At 59.0% G+C, this 16,301-nt stretch carries 21 protein-coding genes; 3 read left to right on the plus strand and 18 right to left on the minus strand.

The window, feature by feature from the left end:
• Positions 1-532: 532 nt before the first annotated feature.
• Together SLT36_RS25240 and SLT36_RS25245 are read right to left on the minus strand one after the other, a co-directional pair.
• Positions 533-781 (minus strand): DUF982 domain-containing protein, encoded by a 249-nt coding sequence (locus tag SLT36_RS25240; RefSeq protein ID WP_020629161.1) that lies wholly within the window; start codon positions 779-781, stop codon positions 533-535.
• A gap of 271 nt (positions 782-1,052) precedes the next feature.
• Positions 1,053-1,355 (minus strand): DUF982 domain-containing protein, encoded by a 303-nt coding sequence (locus SLT36_RS25245; protein WP_019863483.1) that lies wholly within the window; start codon positions 1,353-1,355, stop codon positions 1,053-1,055.
• Between the two features lie 244 nt (positions 1,356-1,599).
• Here SLT36_RS25245 and SLT36_RS25250 point away from each other — a divergent pair, with 244 nt between their 5' ends.
• Entirely contained in the window at positions 1,600-2,064 is a 465-nt protein-coding gene (locus tag SLT36_RS25250) for a MucR family transcriptional regulator (protein WP_432284847.1), read from the plus strand.
• Between the two features lie 258 nt (positions 2,065-2,322).
• On the opposite strand, the gene SLT36_RS25255 is transcribed toward SLT36_RS25250, so the two are convergent.
• The 5 genes from SLT36_RS25255 to SLT36_RS25275 form a co-directional block, all read right to left on the minus strand.
• The gene (locus SLT36_RS25255) at positions 2,323-2,946 is read right to left on the minus strand and encodes a cold-shock protein (RefSeq protein WP_432284848.1); all 624 of its coding nucleotides are present in this window, start codon (positions 2,944-2,946) and stop codon (positions 2,323-2,325) included.
• Between the two features lie 344 nt (positions 2,947-3,290).
• Positions 3,291-4,283: an adenosine kinase gene (locus SLT36_RS25260; RefSeq protein WP_432284849.1), complete on the minus strand. Its 993-nt coding sequence runs from the start codon at positions 4,281-4,283 to the stop codon at positions 3,291-3,293.
• A gap of 102 nt (positions 4,284-4,385) precedes the next feature.
• Positions 4,386-5,561, minus strand: a complete 1,176-nt coding sequence (metK, locus tag SLT36_RS25265; protein WP_432284850.1) for a methionine adenosyltransferase — start codon at positions 5,559-5,561, stop codon at positions 4,386-4,388.
• A 54-nt stretch (positions 5,562-5,615) separates the two neighbouring features.
• A complete protein-coding gene (gene glyA, locus SLT36_RS25270) occupies positions 5,616-6,953 on the minus strand; it encodes a serine hydroxymethyltransferase (RefSeq protein ID WP_432284851.1) in 1,338 nt (445 codons plus the stop codon).
• Positions 6,954-6,989: 36 nt separating this feature from the next.
• Positions 6,990-7,334: an ArsR/SmtB family transcription factor gene (locus SLT36_RS25275; RefSeq protein WP_432284852.1), complete on the minus strand. Its 345-nt coding sequence runs from the start codon at positions 7,332-7,334 to the stop codon at positions 6,990-6,992.
• 327 nt (positions 7,335-7,661) lie between these two features.
• On the opposite strand from SLT36_RS25275, the gene SLT36_RS25280 reads away from it, so the two are divergent.
• Complete coding sequence (locus SLT36_RS25280; RefSeq protein WP_432288474.1) at positions 7,662-7,946, plus strand: hypothetical protein; 285 nt, start codon at positions 7,662-7,664, stop codon at positions 7,944-7,946.
• Here the strand turns inward: SLT36_RS25280 and SLT36_RS25285 are convergent.
• The 4 genes from SLT36_RS25285 to SLT36_RS25300 all read right to left on the minus strand — a co-directional run bounded on the left by SLT36_RS25285 (position 7,919) and on the right by SLT36_RS25300 (position 9,274).
• Positions 7,919-8,128 (minus strand): helix-turn-helix transcriptional regulator, encoded by a 210-nt coding sequence (locus SLT36_RS25285; RefSeq protein ID WP_019863475.1) that lies wholly within the window; start codon positions 8,126-8,128, stop codon positions 7,919-7,921. The two genes, SLT36_RS25280 and SLT36_RS25285, sit on opposite strands and share 28 nt — an antisense overlap.
• A gap of 156 nt (positions 8,129-8,284) precedes the next feature.
• The gene (locus SLT36_RS25290) at positions 8,285-8,482 is read right to left on the minus strand and encodes a helix-turn-helix domain-containing protein (RefSeq protein ID WP_019863474.1); all 198 of its coding nucleotides are present in this window, start codon (positions 8,480-8,482) and stop codon (positions 8,285-8,287) included.
• A 64-nt stretch (positions 8,483-8,546) separates the two neighbouring features.
• Positions 8,547-8,762, minus strand: coding sequence for a helix-turn-helix domain-containing protein (locus tag SLT36_RS25295; RefSeq protein ID WP_019863473.1), 216 nt, complete (start codon positions 8,760-8,762; stop codon positions 8,547-8,549).
• Positions 8,763-9,064: 302 nt separating this feature from the next.
• Positions 9,065-9,274 carry a helix-turn-helix domain-containing protein gene (locus SLT36_RS25300; RefSeq protein WP_010913773.1) on the minus strand — a complete coding sequence of 70 codons (210 nt, stop codon included), beginning with the start codon at positions 9,272-9,274 and terminating at the stop codon, positions 9,065-9,067.
• Between the two features lie 125 nt (positions 9,275-9,399).
• Here SLT36_RS25300 and SLT36_RS25305 point away from each other — a divergent pair, with 125 nt between their 5' ends.
• A complete protein-coding gene (locus tag SLT36_RS25305) occupies positions 9,400-9,651 on the plus strand; it encodes a DNA -binding domain-containing protein (protein WP_019863472.1) in 252 nt (83 codons plus the stop codon).
• A gap of 30 nt (positions 9,652-9,681) precedes the next feature.
• On the opposite strand, the gene SLT36_RS25310 is transcribed toward SLT36_RS25305, so the two are convergent.
• The 7 genes from SLT36_RS25310 to SLT36_RS25340 form a co-directional block, all read right to left on the minus strand.
• Entirely contained in the window at positions 9,682-10,167 is a 486-nt protein-coding gene (locus SLT36_RS25310) for a DNA -binding domain-containing protein (protein WP_432284853.1), read from the minus strand.
• Positions 10,142-10,483, minus strand: coding sequence for a transcriptional regulator domain-containing protein (locus tag SLT36_RS25315; protein ID WP_432284854.1), 342 nt, complete (start codon positions 10,481-10,483; stop codon positions 10,142-10,144). Before SLT36_RS25315 ends, SLT36_RS25310 begins: the two co-directional genes overlap by 26 nt.
• 1 nt (position 10,484) lies before the next feature.
• Positions 10,485-11,117 (minus strand): acyl-homoserine-lactone synthase, encoded by a 633-nt coding sequence (locus SLT36_RS25320; RefSeq protein ID WP_432284855.1) that lies wholly within the window; start codon positions 11,115-11,117, stop codon positions 10,485-10,487.
• Between the two features lie 100 nt (positions 11,118-11,217).
• Entirely contained in the window at positions 11,218-11,943 is a 726-nt protein-coding gene (locus SLT36_RS25325; RefSeq protein WP_432284856.1) for a LuxR family transcriptional regulator, read from the minus strand.
• A 676-nt stretch (positions 11,944-12,619) separates the two neighbouring features.
• Positions 12,620-14,026: an aminotransferase gene (locus SLT36_RS25330; protein WP_432284857.1), complete on the minus strand. Its 1,407-nt coding sequence runs from the start codon at positions 14,024-14,026 to the stop codon at positions 12,620-12,622.
• 161 nt (positions 14,027-14,187) lie between these two features.
• A complete protein-coding gene (locus tag SLT36_RS25335; protein ID WP_432284858.1) occupies positions 14,188-14,685 on the minus strand; it encodes an Lrp/AsnC family transcriptional regulator in 498 nt (165 codons plus the stop codon).
• Positions 14,686-14,752: 67 nt separating this feature from the next.
• A complete protein-coding gene (locus tag SLT36_RS25340) occupies positions 14,753-16,297 on the minus strand; it encodes a fumarate hydratase (protein ID WP_432284859.1) in 1,545 nt (514 codons plus the stop codon).
• Between the last annotated feature and the right edge of the window lie 4 nt (positions 16,298-16,301).

The following is a 16,301-nucleotide window of genomic DNA, read 5'->3' on the forward strand; positions in this document are numbered from 1 at the left end:
TCGAAGGAGGCTTGGGCCTCAAATGAGCCGGCCAGAAACGAGAAGGCTCTCCGCCAGCCCGTTTCGGATTATTCCGGATTGGGATAATCGAAATCACTATCGTCTCCCCGACCTTGATCGCCGAAACCCCGTTCCCGACCATCGGGAGAGGCATCGGCGATCACGCGGCGCCGGTCCGCGGAGCGTGTTCGGGAGATCGGATGCAGGGCCAAGCTGGGGGAAGGTTCATACGGTACTTCCGGAGACTGTTGAAGCGGCATCGACGCTCCGCCATCTGCACCGGGCCAATTCCCGCTCGATGGCTCTGTCTGCCTCTGGCTGCAATCACGATCACCGCGACGGCGAAGCCGAGCGGCCGCAGCTGGCACGCGGACCCCTTCTGTTTTGATGGTCAAGATCCGGCGCCGGACCAGGAAAGCCGTCGCGGAAATTGCGGGGTTAGCTTGCTCCTGGCCGATGCCGGCAAAGGTGTTCGGACCGCGCTCAATAGCGATGTGCAGACGGCCGAAATTCACGAGCGGCGTCCCAAGTCTCAATCACTGCGCAGAATGCGTGCTTCGAGTGCGGCTGCGACGAAAGCTCGTCGAGCGGCTGGGGGATGGGTCTTACCGCGTAAAACCTGCAGACAGGTGTCCATCGCTATTCTGCGTTTATCGGTCTCATGATGCAGATCCCGCAGCAAGATAGCGGCCGCGTCGTTGACGTCGAACACGATACGCTCCGAGCTGCGGCGGCTAACCTGAACAACGACTGGCCTCTCAAATCTGATCAACCCGGTCATCCCCCTCCTCCACAGCCACTATGCGGCAAATAGCCCGGATCGCATTTCTTGACTCAGCCGAACGCGACCGCTGCACCTGCGCCATTGAGCCTGGCCATTGGCGGGCAAGCGATCGCCATGAGCTGCGTCCGGCCATGGTCAGCTTGCGTGCGATCTGCGGTTGTGCAGTCGATGGTGAGGAACTGCTTCTCATTCGCGCGGTCTAGCTGTGAAACCTGGACATAGTGCACTGTTTGACGCGCCTCGCCAGTCTCAAACATGTCGTCGAAGTCTACACCTGCACTTTTCCACTGCCCGATCTGCAGGCGGCGATCCACTGCATCGCGGAGGTTGGATCTTCCAATATGGCGACCCGCTTCGCAAAGCCGAAAAAGGCATTGCGCGCCGTGCTTACCGGCTTGCGCCCATCGTATGCATCGTAGCATGCCCTCAGGGCGGCTTCGTGGATCAGGTCTCTGCGGTCTTCCGGCCATTCGTTGAGAAAATCGATTGCATCCGCAAGGCCGGCAATCTCTTGGATGATGTGGGTTGCGCGCCTCACAAAAAGGGGGCTGCTGAAAGCCTCAGCGTTCATTGGTTTCTCCCAACTTTTCAAATAGCCAATTTGCGGTGAAGAGGCGCCGCATCGACACGGCGACCATGGCACAATGTGTTGTCAGGGCGATGACGGTTCAAGAGGAAGATCCGTAACTGCGGCCGGGTGTGTAGCGATCCGCCAACACGTCATGCAATGGCTTGGTTGCCATCAAACGCGGTCGTCACTATTAAGCTATGAAGTGATTCTTAACCGGCTAGTCTAATTCCGCAGGAGCGTTTTCATGACCGAAGAAACCGAGAGCAAAGCTGACAACCTCATCGAACTCACCGCCCATGTCGTCTCAGCCTATGTTTCGAACAATCCGGTTCCCGTCGGTGAACTGCCTGGGCTTATCGGCCAGATCCACATCGCATTGAAAGGCACTGCTGGTGGTGCCGCGCCAGAAAAGCCGGAAGCTCTCAAGCCTGCCGTGCCGATCAGAAAATCGGTTATGCCCGATTACATCGTCAGCCTTGAGGACGGTAAGAAGTTCAAGTCGCTCAAGCGTCACCTAGCCACCCACTATGGCCTCACGCCCGACGAATATCGCGTGAAATGGGGGCTGGCGGCGGACTATCCCATGGTGGCGCCGAACTACGCTGCGGCGCGCTCGGCATTGGCCAAGACCATGGGTCTGGGCCGCAAGCCGAAGGAACCGGAAACGCTGGCACCTGCCAAGCGTGCCCGCAAGAAAGCCGCAGCCTAACAGCAATTTTTCAGGATCGGCTAAGCGGATCCGGCATCATTTCGCACTCGCGAGATAAAATTTGTGCGTTGCAATATCCGCGGCAATCGGTATGATCATGGTGTCGGCCATCTACTCCTCCCAGATGTGGTGCCGACGCTGAATGGGGCGCACCTCCTCCCGCGTCTCATTCTAAATCGAGCCCGCTGCCACCTCCTCCCGGTAGCGGGCTTTTTCTTTGTCTGAGGCGCGATTTCGGTAGGGTCAACGCATTTGGCTCTAAGCGAGGCGAATGCTCCGAACTTCCAGGCCTTTCTTGCCCTGCCCGCATTGGACAAACACCTTCTGACCCTCCGTCAGCATGCTCAGTCCTGAGCGGGTCAGCGCGGTGGCATGAACGAAGATGTCCTTCTCGCCGTTTTCAGGAGCAATGAAGCCGAAGCCCTTTTGGGGATTGTACCACTTGACCGTGCCCTCGCTCTCCACCTGGGCACTCGTCCCGGCGGTGGACTCTCCAGTGCGACGCGTATGTAGCTGAGTTCTCGCGGTCTGATCGCTGACCTCCAGCACTTGCGCGACCTGATGACCTCTTGGACTTTCTTCCGTTGTGACCTTCAGACGCGTTCCCTCGGAAACACCGCGGCTCCCGGCCGCCTCCAGCACCCGGATGTGCAGATAGGCCTGGGTGCCCTCCGGCAGTTTGACAAAGCCAAAACCTTTACTGGTGTTGAACCACACCACTTCGGCGTCGACAGGGTCCGCGGTTACGATCGACGAACGCTGAAAGTAGCTTGGCTCGGCAGATCGTTCGGAAAAAGAAACCACGTCATCGTCATGGTAATGCCGGCGTGGCTCACGATGCTCTTTATATTTGCCCATGATCGTCTCGGCTTGCTTGAACAACGTACTGCGCTCCCGGCAGGATAATCTCAATCGGGCGATGCGTTGAAGTCAATTCACCAGTTGGCCGCTTAGCCGCTCGATCGAATCATGGCCCGGCCGACCTGTTGCCGCACGAGGTCGACGATGGCCGGTGAGCAATACATGCCACAGGTCGAGCGGCTGATCCGAACGCTTCTCTACATCTCACGGCAGAAGGTTCGCACCGGAGGGCGCCATCGACCGTTCTATCGTGACATTCAGCGGCTGCGTCTCACACGGATGCGCATCCGACATTTCGATTTACATGCGCTTTCCCCGCACAGCTTGCACGAGGCAGACGGGCAGCTCGTCGTTGAATCGTCCGGCTAGATCAACCCCGCCTGCTCGGCCTCGCGGCGCAAATTCTGGCGCGGCCTTGGGCCGATCTGCTGGATCACCAATCCGGCCGCCAGTGAGCCAAGGTCGCCGCAGGTCTTGAGGTCGCGGCCTTGCGTGTAGCCATACAGGAAACCAGCGGCATAGAGATCGCCGGCGCCAGTCGTGTCGACCAGTTCGCGGATTGTCGTCGCCTTGATGGTGACGGTTTCGTCGCCGCGCACGATGACCGAGCCCTTTTCAGAGCGGGTGACGGCGGCGATCTTGCAGTCCTTGCGGATGGCGGCCAGCGCTTCGTCGAAGGAGGCGGTCTGGTAGAGCGATTTGATCTCGTGGCTGTTGGCGAAGACGATGTCGACGGTGCCCGATCGCATCAGGTCGAGGAACTCGTCGCGGTAGCGGTCGACGCAGAACGAATCCGACAGCGTCATCGACACTTCGCGCCCGGCGGCATGCGCCAGCCGCGCAGTCTGCCTGATCGCCTCCTTGGCGCGCGGCGGGTCCCAAAGATAGCCCTCGAAATAGGTGACCTTGGCCCCGGCGGCCTTGTCGGCCTCGACGTCCTCTGGGCCAAGCTCGACGCAGGCGCCGAGATAGGTGTTCATCGAGCGCTCGCCATCCGGCGTGACGAAGATCATCGAACGCGCCGTCGGCGGCTCACCCTTGAGCGGCCTGGTGTCGAAGGCGACGCCCTGCGCGTGGATGTCGTGGGCGTAGATTTCGCCGAGCGCATCGTTGGAAACCTTGCCGAAGAAGGCGGCGCGGCCGCCAAAGGAGGCGACGCCTGCGGCCGTGTTGCCGGCGCTGCCGCCGGAGGCTTCGATCGCCGGCCCCATGCGGCTGTAGAGCAGTTCGGCGCGCTGCGTGTCGATGAGGTTCATCGCGCCCTTGATGATGCCGTTGGTCTCGAGGAATTCCTCCTCGCACTGGGCGATGATGTCGACAATGGCATTGCCGATGCAAAGCACGTCATAATCCGGCATCAATGTCTCCGCCAAAAACCGGAGCCGGCTTCCTGCCATGCCGGCTGGGCGCGGGTCTAGCGAGTTGAAATGGGTTGCCGCATGCGCTTGATCCAGCGGCCCTCACGCAGCTGCCGGTCCTGCTTCACGCAGCAAGTCGTCGGCTTTGTCCGTCTTCTCCCAGGTGAACTCAGGCTCTTCACGGCCGAAGTGTCCGTATGTCGCGGTCTTGCGGTATATCGGGCGCAAGAGATCAAGCATCTTGATGATGCCTTTCGGTCGGAGATCGAAAAGCTCAAGAACAAGGCACTCGATCCTTTTTTCCTCGATTCTTGCGGTTCCGAAGGTGTTGACCATCACAGAAACCGGACTGGCCACGCCGATCGCGTAGGCAAGCTGAACCTCGCAGACCTCCGCAAGTCCGCTGGCAACGATATTCTTTGCGACATACCGCGCCGCATAGGCGGCCGAGCGGTCAACCTTGGATGGGTCCTTGCCCGAAAAGGCGCCGCCGCCGTGACGCCCCGTTCCACCGTAGGTATCGACGATGATCTTACGTCCAGTGAGGCCGCAGTCGCCAGCAGGCCCACCGACCACGAACCGCCCTGTCGGGTTGACCAGAAATCTGATCCCCGAAGTATCCAGGTGGGTGGGCAGGACCGGTTTTATGATCTCCTCAATGACGCCTTCGCGGACTGTTTCTTGGGATACCGCCTCGTCATGCTGCGTCGACAGGACTATGGTATCCAGCGCCACCGGGCGCAAACCCTCGTAGCGTACGGACACTTGAGATTTCACGTCCGGACGCAGCCAGCCAAGCTGTCCCGTTTTCCGAACCTCTGCCTGTTTTTTCGTCAAGTGGTGAGCGAGTTGGATCGGCAAGGGCATCAATGTATCCGTCTCGTTGCATGCGAATCCAAACATGAGGCCCTGATCCCCCGCCCCCTGCTCGAGATCCTGCCCTCGTCCTTCATCAACGCCCTGGCTTATGTCGGGCGACTGCTCGGAGAGAGCGAGAACGACGGCGCAACGTCGACCATCAAAGCCGATGGCATCGTCGTCGTACCCAATATCGAGGATCGTATCGCGGGCAACTTGGCTGTAATCGATCTCCGCGTGGCTGGTGATCTCGCCAGCCAGAACGACCATCCCTGTCTTCACCAACGTTTCACAGGCGACGCGCGCCTTCGGGTCGGTGCGGAGGATCGCATCGAGGATGGCATCGGAGATGTTGTCTGCCATCTTGTCGGGGTGTCCCGCGCCGACGGATTCGGAAGAGAACACGAACTGCCTGGTCATGGAATGTCCTCGCTGCAAGTGTTGGAAGGTGGGGAGTTTCTGGATTGAGGTGGCTTACCGGTCGGGGATGCCGGGGACGTCGAATGCAGTGCAGAAGTCGGCAACGTCTCTTCGTACGCTCGCATGAACTTCTGGGTCGTCGGGCTGGCGGCAGACCAAATCAATAAAAGCGGCGATCTGCACCATTTCCCCCTCACGCATGCCCATGGACGTCACTGCCGGCGACCCTAACCGGATCCCGCTTGTAACCGCTGGATCGCGCGGGTCGCCCGGCACCATGTTGAAGTTCGTAATGATGCCTGCCTTGGCCAGGCGCTCGGCATAGGCTTTGCCTGATAGCGGCCGGTCCCGCAGATCAAGGATCAGCATGTGATTGTCAGTCCCGCCGGTGACCAGGTCGTAACCACGGTCCAGAAGCGCCTGGGCCAGAGCCTTGGCGTTGTTGACGATCTGCTGACCGTAGACACGAAAGGACGGGTTTGCTGCTTCCTGCAAAGCGACGGCAAGCGCGGCGATCGTATTCATATGCGGCCCACCTTGCAGTTGAGGAAACACCGCGCGATCAATCCGTCTGGCGAGATTGTGTTTGCTCGTGGGATGATAGAGCGCCTGATAGCGATCTTCATTCTTCGACAAAATAAAGCCTCCACGGGGGCCGCGGATCGACTTGTGAGATGTGCTGGTGACGACGTCGCAATGAGCCACGGGATTCGGATGCGCTCCAGCGACAATCAGGCCGCTGATGTGCGCAATATCGGCCACGAGATAGGACTTCGCTTCCGAAGCAATTTCTGCCATTGCCGCGTAGTCAAAGACACGCGGATAGGCAGTTCCGCCGACCCAGATCAGTTTTGGCCGTTCCCGCCTGGCTGTCTCGCGTAGGCGGTCATAGTCGATTTGCTGCGTCCTTTTGTGCAGCCCATAGGGAACGCGTTGATAATCAGTGCCGGAAAAGTTGACGGACCAACCATGAGTCAGATGGCCGCCTTCAGGTAAAGGCAAGCCCATGACTTTGTCACCGGGGCTCAAAAGCGCACGATAGACAGCCTGGTTGGCTGGCGAGCCCGAATAAGGCTGGACGTTGGCGTGCTCACTGCCAAAGAGCGCTTTCAGGCGCTCGATCGCGAGGGTCTCAAGCTCATCGACGATCTCGTTTCCCGCGTAGTAGCGCGCACTCGGGTACCCTTCGGCATACTTGTTCGTGAATATGGAGCCGGTCGCTTCCAGTACGGCCGAAGAGGCAAAGTTCTCGGATGCGATGAGTTTGAGCGTTGTCCGCTCCTGCCGCTCCTGTCTTAGAAGCAGTTCGTGAACGCGGCAATCGACGTGGACCAAGGAAGACCGTCCGTATGTGCCGGGCTCTGCGATGGCTGCGTCAGCGGAGTTGTCCATGGTAGTCGCGCTCCATTGGCTTAATCTATTCCACGATCAAGCAGCAGTCCCCTTCGACCACGCGTCTTGTGCCGCCTCGAGCCGCTCCAGGTCGCGCTTATGATACCCATCGTCGTGGGGCAGGAGATCGACCAGGAATTGAACCAACCCTCCGTCCTTGCCTCCTGCATTGAGATGATATGAGCACCAAGGACCTTGTCGATTGCGGCAAAGAAAGTCAGCTCTGGCCAGCATCTGGACGTGTCGCGCAACGCGCTCCCGACGAAGATCGAGAATCTCCGCCAGTTCGCGGACAGTGAGGTCGGCATGTGCGCAAAGGCCCAGGATCCGAAGGCGATCAGGATGCGCTGCTGTCATCAGGCGATCGACAAGTATCTTCATTGGTCGGCACGACGCCAAATAGAAGAACCGAACCCTCGTCCTGCTGACTTTGTCATTTCGCGCTCTCCGCAGATGCTGTCCGGCGGCGGAACATTAAACGACACCAGGTTTCTGCCGCCACTGAACTTGAAAGTTGTGGTGAGCGTACCATTGACAGCGGTTTGTGGTCGCAAAGATTCCATAAATTTCCTTGAAGGATCTGTTGCAAGGCCTAAACAAGAACGCAACGAGACTGGCGAGGTGCTGGTAATTCGGCAAGCTGGCAAACTGCTTGGCCAACAGGGAAGCGATCGGCGCCACTTCCCCCAGGCGACAGCGCTAACCTGCATGGTGCACTTCATCCGCCATTTACTTGATTTCATGTCACAGAAGGATTGCAAAGCCGTCGTGCCGATGCTCAGCGTCATCTGCCGGGGCGCGAACGCCAAGCCGGCATGCAGGGTCTGGAGGACTTCGAGGCCGGCGACTGGGCCGGCGATACCCGGCGATCACTCAAAGCTGGCGGCGCGACTGGCACCACGTCGTGCCTCTTCGCCTATCCGAGTGTGCGCAGCATCATCTGCGGTCGCAATGTCCGCGGCGAGTCAGTCAGGTCGCACCAGATCGATATGACTGACACGGAGGGCTTGTGCCAGTTCATAAAGCGTGACGATGGTGGGGTTCCTTTTACCCTTCTCCAGCCCGCTGATGTACTGCTGGCTGAAGCCGGAGATCTCGGCAAGCTGCTCCTGCGTCAAGCCGGCCTTCTCCCTGATCCTGCGTGCATTTCGTCCGACCAACTTGCGCATATCCATGCGCGGATGGTCAGCGGATCACGGGCCTTGAGTTTATCAACTATAATATGTAATCCACATTGTCATCGATGTGCCCAAACCATCTGCCGCGAGGGGCAGGAAATCCAGGGATGCGATTTTGATGACGTTGGCCGCTCCAGCCAAGCACAGCACAAGCTATCGGTCACGCAGGCGGCGCACATGTGCGAGAACCTCGCAAGGGTCGATTTCGAGCGCCTCCGCTACGTCGAGAAACTCGATGACGTCTATGCGACGTTCACCGCTCTCATACTTGGCCACGAAAGACTGCGGGCGGCGAAGCGCTTCGGCAACCTTGGCCTGGCTCAAGCCCTTGTTCTTGCGCGCCGCTATCATCTATTCCAGCAGCCTGCGTTGGCGGGGCGATCGAAGAGATGCCGGCGTCAGACTGTGCTTAAGTCTATTCAGATCGCGGATCGAGCAGCGTTGCCGGCTCAACCTCCAGCACCATAGCGAGCTTCTCGACCATGTCGATGCTAGCAGCATATACACTGCGCTCAAGAGCGCTGATGTAGGTTCGATCAACACCAGCTTCATGTGCCAGCGCCTCCTGCGACAGCTTCTTTTTCTCGCGAAGCCTACGCAGATTGCGGGCAAAGACCTCTCGGATTCCCATACGCGAGAGGCCACCCTCTTGTTGAGGATTTCACCACGGAGTATACTCTACAAACTTAAGGAGCAACTCGCACGAGCATCGACTTTGCCCGAACTACCTGCTGTTAGGGATCGCGACTTCGCGGATGCAATCTGACGATGATTATCGCTCAAGGTCAGCGCTGTAGGTCACCAAAGCTGCGCCAGGGGGCGAAGCCGAATGGTCTAGGCCCATGTCGAAGAAAGCGGGCTCAGTTCACCGGCGGCCGGCTGCGCGCCATCAAAATCGATTGCGGCAATCCGGGATGGGCCGGATCGCCTTTGTTACTGCGGCCTAATCAACTCACAAGGATCAACGTCAAGCGCTTTTGCGAGCTGGCCAAGCACACTGACGCTTGCGGAAACCCGAGCACGCTCGATCGAGCCCACATAGCGCATGCTCAGCTCTGCGCGAGCAGCCAATTCTTCCTGCGTCAGGTCCTGATCATGGCGCAAACGACGCATGTTGATCGCCATGACCTCTTTGAGGTCCATGGCAAGAAGGGACCAGAACCGGAACTATCGTTCTAGGAACGATCGTTCCTATTCGATATGATTAGCCTAACGAGAGATGTCTTGCCCTATCCGATGACGACAAACCCGAACCCCAGGAGGTCGCGATGAAACCCAAAGTTCAAGACGAAGTCCCATGGTCGGACCGCCTGACCGCCTACGACAACGAGCACTTCACTCTCTATATGAGGCTCCTGGACGCGTCCGCCGACGATGCCAGCGAGGATGAGATGGCGCAGATCGTCCTCGGCATCGATCCGGTGCGAGAACCTGAGCGCGCTCGAATGGCGGTTCGCAGCCATCTCGGTCGGGCAAACTGGATGGTTACGACTGGATACAAAGAACTGTTCGCGCGCTGAGCGGCTCCAGGTGAGCTATTGCAATCACCTTCAGGCGAGGAAATCCTGATAGCCGCGATCCATGAGCATGTGACCGCGCCGGACGGCACGGCGAATGCGATCGCGAAGGTGGTTGCGCGGATCCGTCCAGTCGGCCTGGACGCGTTGTCGGCCCAACAGGGCCAGTGCGATTTGGCGGTGCGATGCCCCGCCCAGCGAGCCGTCAAGCGCCTGGAGGACAAAGCGCAGACGGCTGGCGCGCGCTTCGGGCGGAAACAGCCTGTCGGGAAGTTGCCCGGTCGCGTGAAGAGCATTGAGGCATTCGAGCGCATTCAGGTGATGTCTCATCCGATCGGCGGGCCAGATCGCGTCGACGGAAAGTCGAACGGGGCGCAAAACGTCCGCGCCCTCCACAGCCAGTTGTAAATCCCGGTGAGCATTTCGCAGCATGACATGCTGGGAACCGTCCGACGTGATCACGAGTGCCGCCCGACATGGCAATGCAGCGAGATCAAACGAAAGCGTTTCGGCCGACACTGCCTTTTCCGCAATGAGCGGCAGAACATGCGGGCATTGGCGGAAGCACCAGAAAACAGCCGCATCGCGCCTCAACGAGCCTGCGAAAAAGGAGCCCCCACTGCGTGAGATCGAGCGACGATCTCACCACTTCTACCTCGAACCACCTTTCTGCAAATTCTGCCTGCTCAAGCGAGAGCCGGCAGTCACGCTGAAAGGCCGGATTGCGCCGCAGGAATTCCCAGGCCCAGCCGCGTCGCGTCAGGTGCCGCGTGTAGCGATAGGATTTCTCATCCTGCCAGTCCGGCCAGTCGGCGTCATTACCTATCATAACCATGTCAGGCGCCCGTGCAGAGCACCGGGGCCCACAGTACGGGACCGCCAAGACCGCCACTGTGGCGGACCGCAGCAAGGCTCTCCTCTGAGACATCCAAAAAGCCGGCAACGGCTCGCGTGGTGCCGACTGTCCGGGGCGGCCCGATGCGGGCCAGCGGCCATCCGGCGCGACGCAGGATGCGCTCCATGCGCAAATCCGTAACCGTGAGGATATGGGTGAGCTGCCGCGACAAACCGAACTCGATCATGCCAGCAAGAAGTTGATAGGTCGCAACAGCAATACTCCCACTGCCCTTCGGTGCAGACGGTGGAAGATCAAGGGCGAAACGGCTGCTTTCCCAGACACTCGGTTCCTCGGGTGCCGTTCTTCCCTCCAACAGCCTCGAAAAGACGTCTCGCAACATCGTCGGCCCCGTCGAGGGCAGAAGGCGTACGCCGCCCCCGACACGACCGCCGGCATCGCGCAACACAAGATAGTGCGGTTTCAGGAAATCGAATGAATCGATCTCGAAGCCGCCGGTCATGCGCACGTTCCAGTCGAGCCGCTCCTTGAAGATGCGGTAGCGCAGGCGGTGCATTTCGTGAAGTTCGTCGGCAAAGGCGCCGTACCAGCCGGGCGCAATAAGCTCAATCATGATGGTCTCCTCGCAGGTATGACCCTGCCATTGGAGGCGAACCTTCATGCCGCGACTGCCTGTGCATTTGCACAGGTAGATCAAAGAGGGATTCTGTCCCTCAGAGAATTGATGATCGTGAGGAGGCCAGCAGTGTCACTGCCTGATTTTTGGTGCGCACGCCGAGCTTCTTCTTGGCATTGTCCAGATGGAAAGCGGCCGTGCGCTCCTTGATCCCCAAGATACAGCCGATCTCCCAGGCGGACTTGCCCTTCGCCGTCCACTCCAGGCATTCGTACTCACGGGGCGTCAGCGAAACACCATCCACCGCCAGACCACCCGAAAGCTTGCGGCGAACGCCAATGTGAAAGCACATCGCCATAATCTCGAGCGCCTGCTCATACTGCTCGGCGACGCGCAGGAAGGTCGGATCGAGCCTGTCTGCCGCGAAGGTCATCGCAGCGACACCGCCGCGGCGATCAACAAGTGGTATCGTCAGTCCGCAGCAGATGCCGAATTCGGCAGCCTCATCGAAAAGCTGTTGCTGTCGCGTTGAAATGCCGGCATGGCCGAATCCCGGTCCCCACTGAAAGGGACATTCGCTGCACCTTGCCCATTCTATGACCGGGTCGATCCTTTCGTATTGGTGGCGCAAGTAGTGCGACGTCCAGCCGGAATGATAGTTCGATATAAGTCTGGGTTTTGTGACGCGATCAGACACCAGAGACAGATAGGCGAATGCGGGAATGTCGAAGGCGCCGGCGGCGCTGGCCAGTGCGTTATGGAAGTCGACTTCATCAACGCTCAAAGACAACTGTTCCAGCAAAGTTTCGAAGACGAGCTGCATTTTCTCCAGCGGCTTTTTTCAATTAGACATGGGACTTTCTGGCTTCTTGGCAGCTACGGCGAGAAGACTCGCCCCCCAAGTTATTCGACGCTGGAGAAAATTCACCGCGGTGACTACTCCCGGGACCTTCGATCATATGAAAGGAGGTGCACGCGACCTCGATGCCGGCTGCCGTAAGCCGCGGGTCCGAAGCTGCGATTGTGGGCGGTTGCCATGGTGTAATAGAAATATCGAAGCTCGATGTGCCATCCGGGTATGCAGATGACCTCCTTCTCGAACTGTCGATTGCGGATGCGCTACAATCACGCAGGTCCAGCGGGGCATCCAGATCCAGCGGGTCAAAAAAGGCGCCCTGCCGGCGGGGAGGTACACCGGCAGGGCGCGCCGCACAAACACCCTGGTCGTTGGGCAACAGGACAGCGGCGGCAGAACTGATTTTGTTATCGCTTGCGATCGAAGTTATCCGAAGCATGCTTATAATCTGACGGCTTCCAGTTTAGCAGTTTCGGTCGGCTCGGCGCGAAATGCGCTGTCAACCCGTCTTCACCAATGGCGACCAGCCCTAACGACAGGCTGACGCCAAAGCGTCTTGTCCGTGGGAAAGTTCCTCCCAGGGACCACTTTACCCGGGACGGCGTCGAACCCGGGGGCTCGCTCCCGTCGGCGCTCGCTATGTTCATATCGCATCCTCGGCCTTCAGCGCGCGATAGGTCGTCTCGACTGATTTTGCGGTTGCGTCGACGATTATATCGATCTCCTTCCGGGTGATGATCAAAGGCGGGGCAAAGCCGAGGATATCGCCGTGCGGCATGGCGCGGCCGATGACACCGTTCTCGAATAGAGCAGCGGCAGCGCGAACGCCGACCTGGAGATCGGATTCAAACGGTATTCTCTGCTTCGGATCTCGCATCAGCTCTACGGCGGAGAGGATTCCGACACCACGAACCTCGCCAACGATGGGGTGTCCCGCCAGTTCGGCATTCATGCGGGCATGCCAATACGGGCCGACATCGCGGACATGCTCCAGGATATTTCTTTCCTTTAGGAGTCGAATATTGGCGAGCGCGGCCGCAGCGCAAAGCGTGTGACCCGAATATGTCCAGCCATGGCCGAGGGCGCCATGCTTCTCTGTTCCTTGTTCCAAGACCGACCAGACGCGGTCGCCAATGATTGACCCGGAGATGGGCAGGTAGGCGGAACTCAAACCCTTGGCGATGGTCACGAAGTCCGGCCGCATGCCATAGAGGTGGGAACCGAATTTCTCACCGGTTCGTCCAAACCCGCAGACGACTTCGTCGGCGATCAGCAGGATATCGTACTTGTCGAGCACGCTTTGGATCGCGGTCCAGTATCCTTTTGGGGGCGGAACGATACCGCCTGTCCCAAGCACCGGCTCTCCGATAAAAGCTGCAACGGTCTCCGGGCCTTCAGCGAGGATAAGGGCTTCAAGTACATCCGCGCAGCGCTCCGAGAACGCTTGCTCACTTTCGCCGTCATGCGCCTGGCGATAGTGGTGCGGCGTCGTGGTATGGCGCACCAGATCCAACGGCAGGTCGAAGAAATTATGGAAGAAGGCAAGGCCCGTCAGGCTCCCGGTGACCAGCCCAGACCCGTGATAGCCGCGATGTCGCGAGATGATTTTCTTCTTTTCGGGGCGGCCCAGAATGTTGTTGTAGTACCAGACCAGCTTGATGTTGGTTTCGTTGGCGTCGGAGCCGGAAAGGCCGAAAAAGACCCTTCGCATGTTCTGACCAAAATACTCGACCACGGCCTCTGCCAAGAGGGCGACTGGCTCCGTACCTTGACTTGCATAGACATGGGCGAACGGCAATTCGTGTGCTTGCCGGGCAATGGCATCGGCAATTTCCGTGCAACCATATCCCATATTGACGCAGTAAAGCCCGCCGAAACCGTCGAGGCTCTTTCGGCCTTCGGTATCCCAGATGTACACGCCTTCCGCACCGGCCATGATTCGATTTGGGGTCTCGCCTCGGCTGTGCTTGGCCAGATGCGTAGACGGATGAAAGACGAAGCTTCGATCCTTTTCTCTGAGTTGCTCGGTTCCCAGATTGCTCAACCGCATAGTCCTCTCCTCGCGATGGATTGGCGGAGGGCACTCGGCCGGCCGCCTCCTTAGCAATTACCATACCGCAAACGCCTCTCCAGTTTCGCGGGAATGCGCGTCCTTCGCCGACGAATTCGCGGAATCGGGACAGTAAGCCGTGGAAACGAAGGCGTCGGCGTTTACCGTCGCCTTAGTGCGGACAAGGGGATTGGTGAATTGGACTTGATTGGTTTGGTCACGACAAGACTGTAATATTGATCGATCCCCAAGCCTGCCTGCAGCAGTCTCTCCATGAAATCCTGATACGCAGCCATAGAAGGAGATGCGACGCGCATCAGATAATCGATCCGCCCGCCGATAGCCCAGCAATCCAGGATTTCCGGAAATTCTCCGACCGCAGTCTCGAAGTGTCTTTGGTCCTCGAGGCGATGACGTTCCAGCACGACCTCCACCATGACAAAGACCATGCCGCCGATGAGGGCCGGACTCAACCGCGCGTAGAACCCCTCAATAATCCCGGCGACCTCCAGTGCACGGAGCCGCTCCGAGCAGGCCGACGCCGAAAGATGAACGCGTTTTGCAAGCTCGCTTTTTGAAATCCGGCCGTCTGACTGAATCTCTGAGAGAATCCGGAAGTCCCAAGCGTCCAGGCGCGCAGGATTGGGTTTCGAGTTCATGACCTTCTGCTCTTAGCCGTTGTCGACAATGGAATTGATGCCGACCAACCGAGCTTGGTCGGAAGGCTCAAACGCCGATGCTGCGTGCGATGCTGTCGGCCGCCATGCGCTTACGCCACTCAAGAGGCCCGGAATTGTGAATGGAGTTTCCCTCAACATCGACAGCCATGATGACAGGCATATCCTGGACCTCGAATTCATAGACTGCTTCCATGCCCAGATCTTCGAAGGCAATCAGCCGCGCTGACTTGATTGATTTTGATATCAGGTAGGCAGCCCCGCCCACTGCGATGAGATACGGCGCTTTGTGTCTTACAATAGACTCGATGGCAGCCCGTCCCCTCTCCGCTTTGCCCACCATCGCGAAAAGCCCGGTTTCGGCGAGCACCTTGTCCGTAAAATCGTCCAAGCGGCTGGAGGTTGTTGGGCCAGCCGGTCCGACGACCTCATCTCTCACGGCGCGGACGGGTCCAACGTAGTAGATAACGCGCCCCTGCAGATCGAACGGAAGTGGCTTGCCGGCGTCTATCAACTCGACCATTCGCTTGTGCGCGGCGTCCCGGCCTGTCAGCATCTTTCCGGACAGAAGAAGCGTTTCACCGCACCGCCACGATGCCGTCTCGTCCTTCGTAAGTGCATCGAGGTTGACCCTTCGCACGCCGGCTGAACTCAATTCGTCGGTTCCCATGTCGGGCCATTCGCGCAAATCGGGCGGCTCCAACCTGATTGGTCCAGAGCCATCCAAGGTAAACTTCAGGTGCCGGTTGGCGGCGCATTGCGGAATGAGCGCCACGGGCTTGGACGCGGCATGAGTAGGATAGGTCGCAACCTTGACGTCGATGACTGTCGTCAGGCCACCAAGGCCCTGCGCGCCGATGCCCAGCGCGTTAATCCGTTCATAAAGCTCGATCCGCAGTGCCTCCTCTGCGCCTGAAGGGCCCCTGGCGATCAATTCCGCCATATCGATGGGCTGGTTCATGGCCTCCTTGGCCAGCAGCATCGCCTTTTCAGCGCTACCACCGATGCCAACGGAGATCAGGCCGGGCGGACACCACCCACTGCCAAGCGTCGATACTGTGTCAATCACCCAGTCGGAAACGGAGGCGCTGGGGTTCAAGGTGGTAAAACGTGCTTTGTTCTCTGACCCGCCGCCTTTTGCGGCAATGGTGATTTCAATCTGGTTACCTCGTACAAGGTCAACGTGGACGACCGCCGGCGTGTTGTCACGAGTATTGACCCGTCCGGCGAGCGGATCGGCAACGATCGAGGCCCGAAGGGGATTGTCCTGGTCGAGATATGCCTGACGGACGCCCTCATTCACGAGGTCTGCGAAACTGATCGTTGATTTGATGCGGGTATCCATGCCGACCTTCGCGAAGACCACCACAAGGCCGGTGTCCTGGCAGATCGGCCGACGCCCGAAGGCCGCCATGCGGGAGTTCAGCAGAATCTGCCCTATCGCATTCTTCGCCGCTGGACTCTGTTCGCGCGCGTAGGCCTGCGAAAGAGACCGGATGTAATCTGGAGGATGGTAGTACGAGATGTACTGAAGGGCGTCGGCCACGCTCCTTATGATGTCCTTGCCGGCGATGGTCCGTGTTCTATTTCCCACTGGA

It is taken from the genome of Aminobacter sp. BA135, from assembly GCF_050859125.1.
Taxonomy (GTDB): Bacteria; Pseudomonadota; Alphaproteobacteria; order Rhizobiales; family Rhizobiaceae; genus Aminobacter; species Aminobacter ciceronei.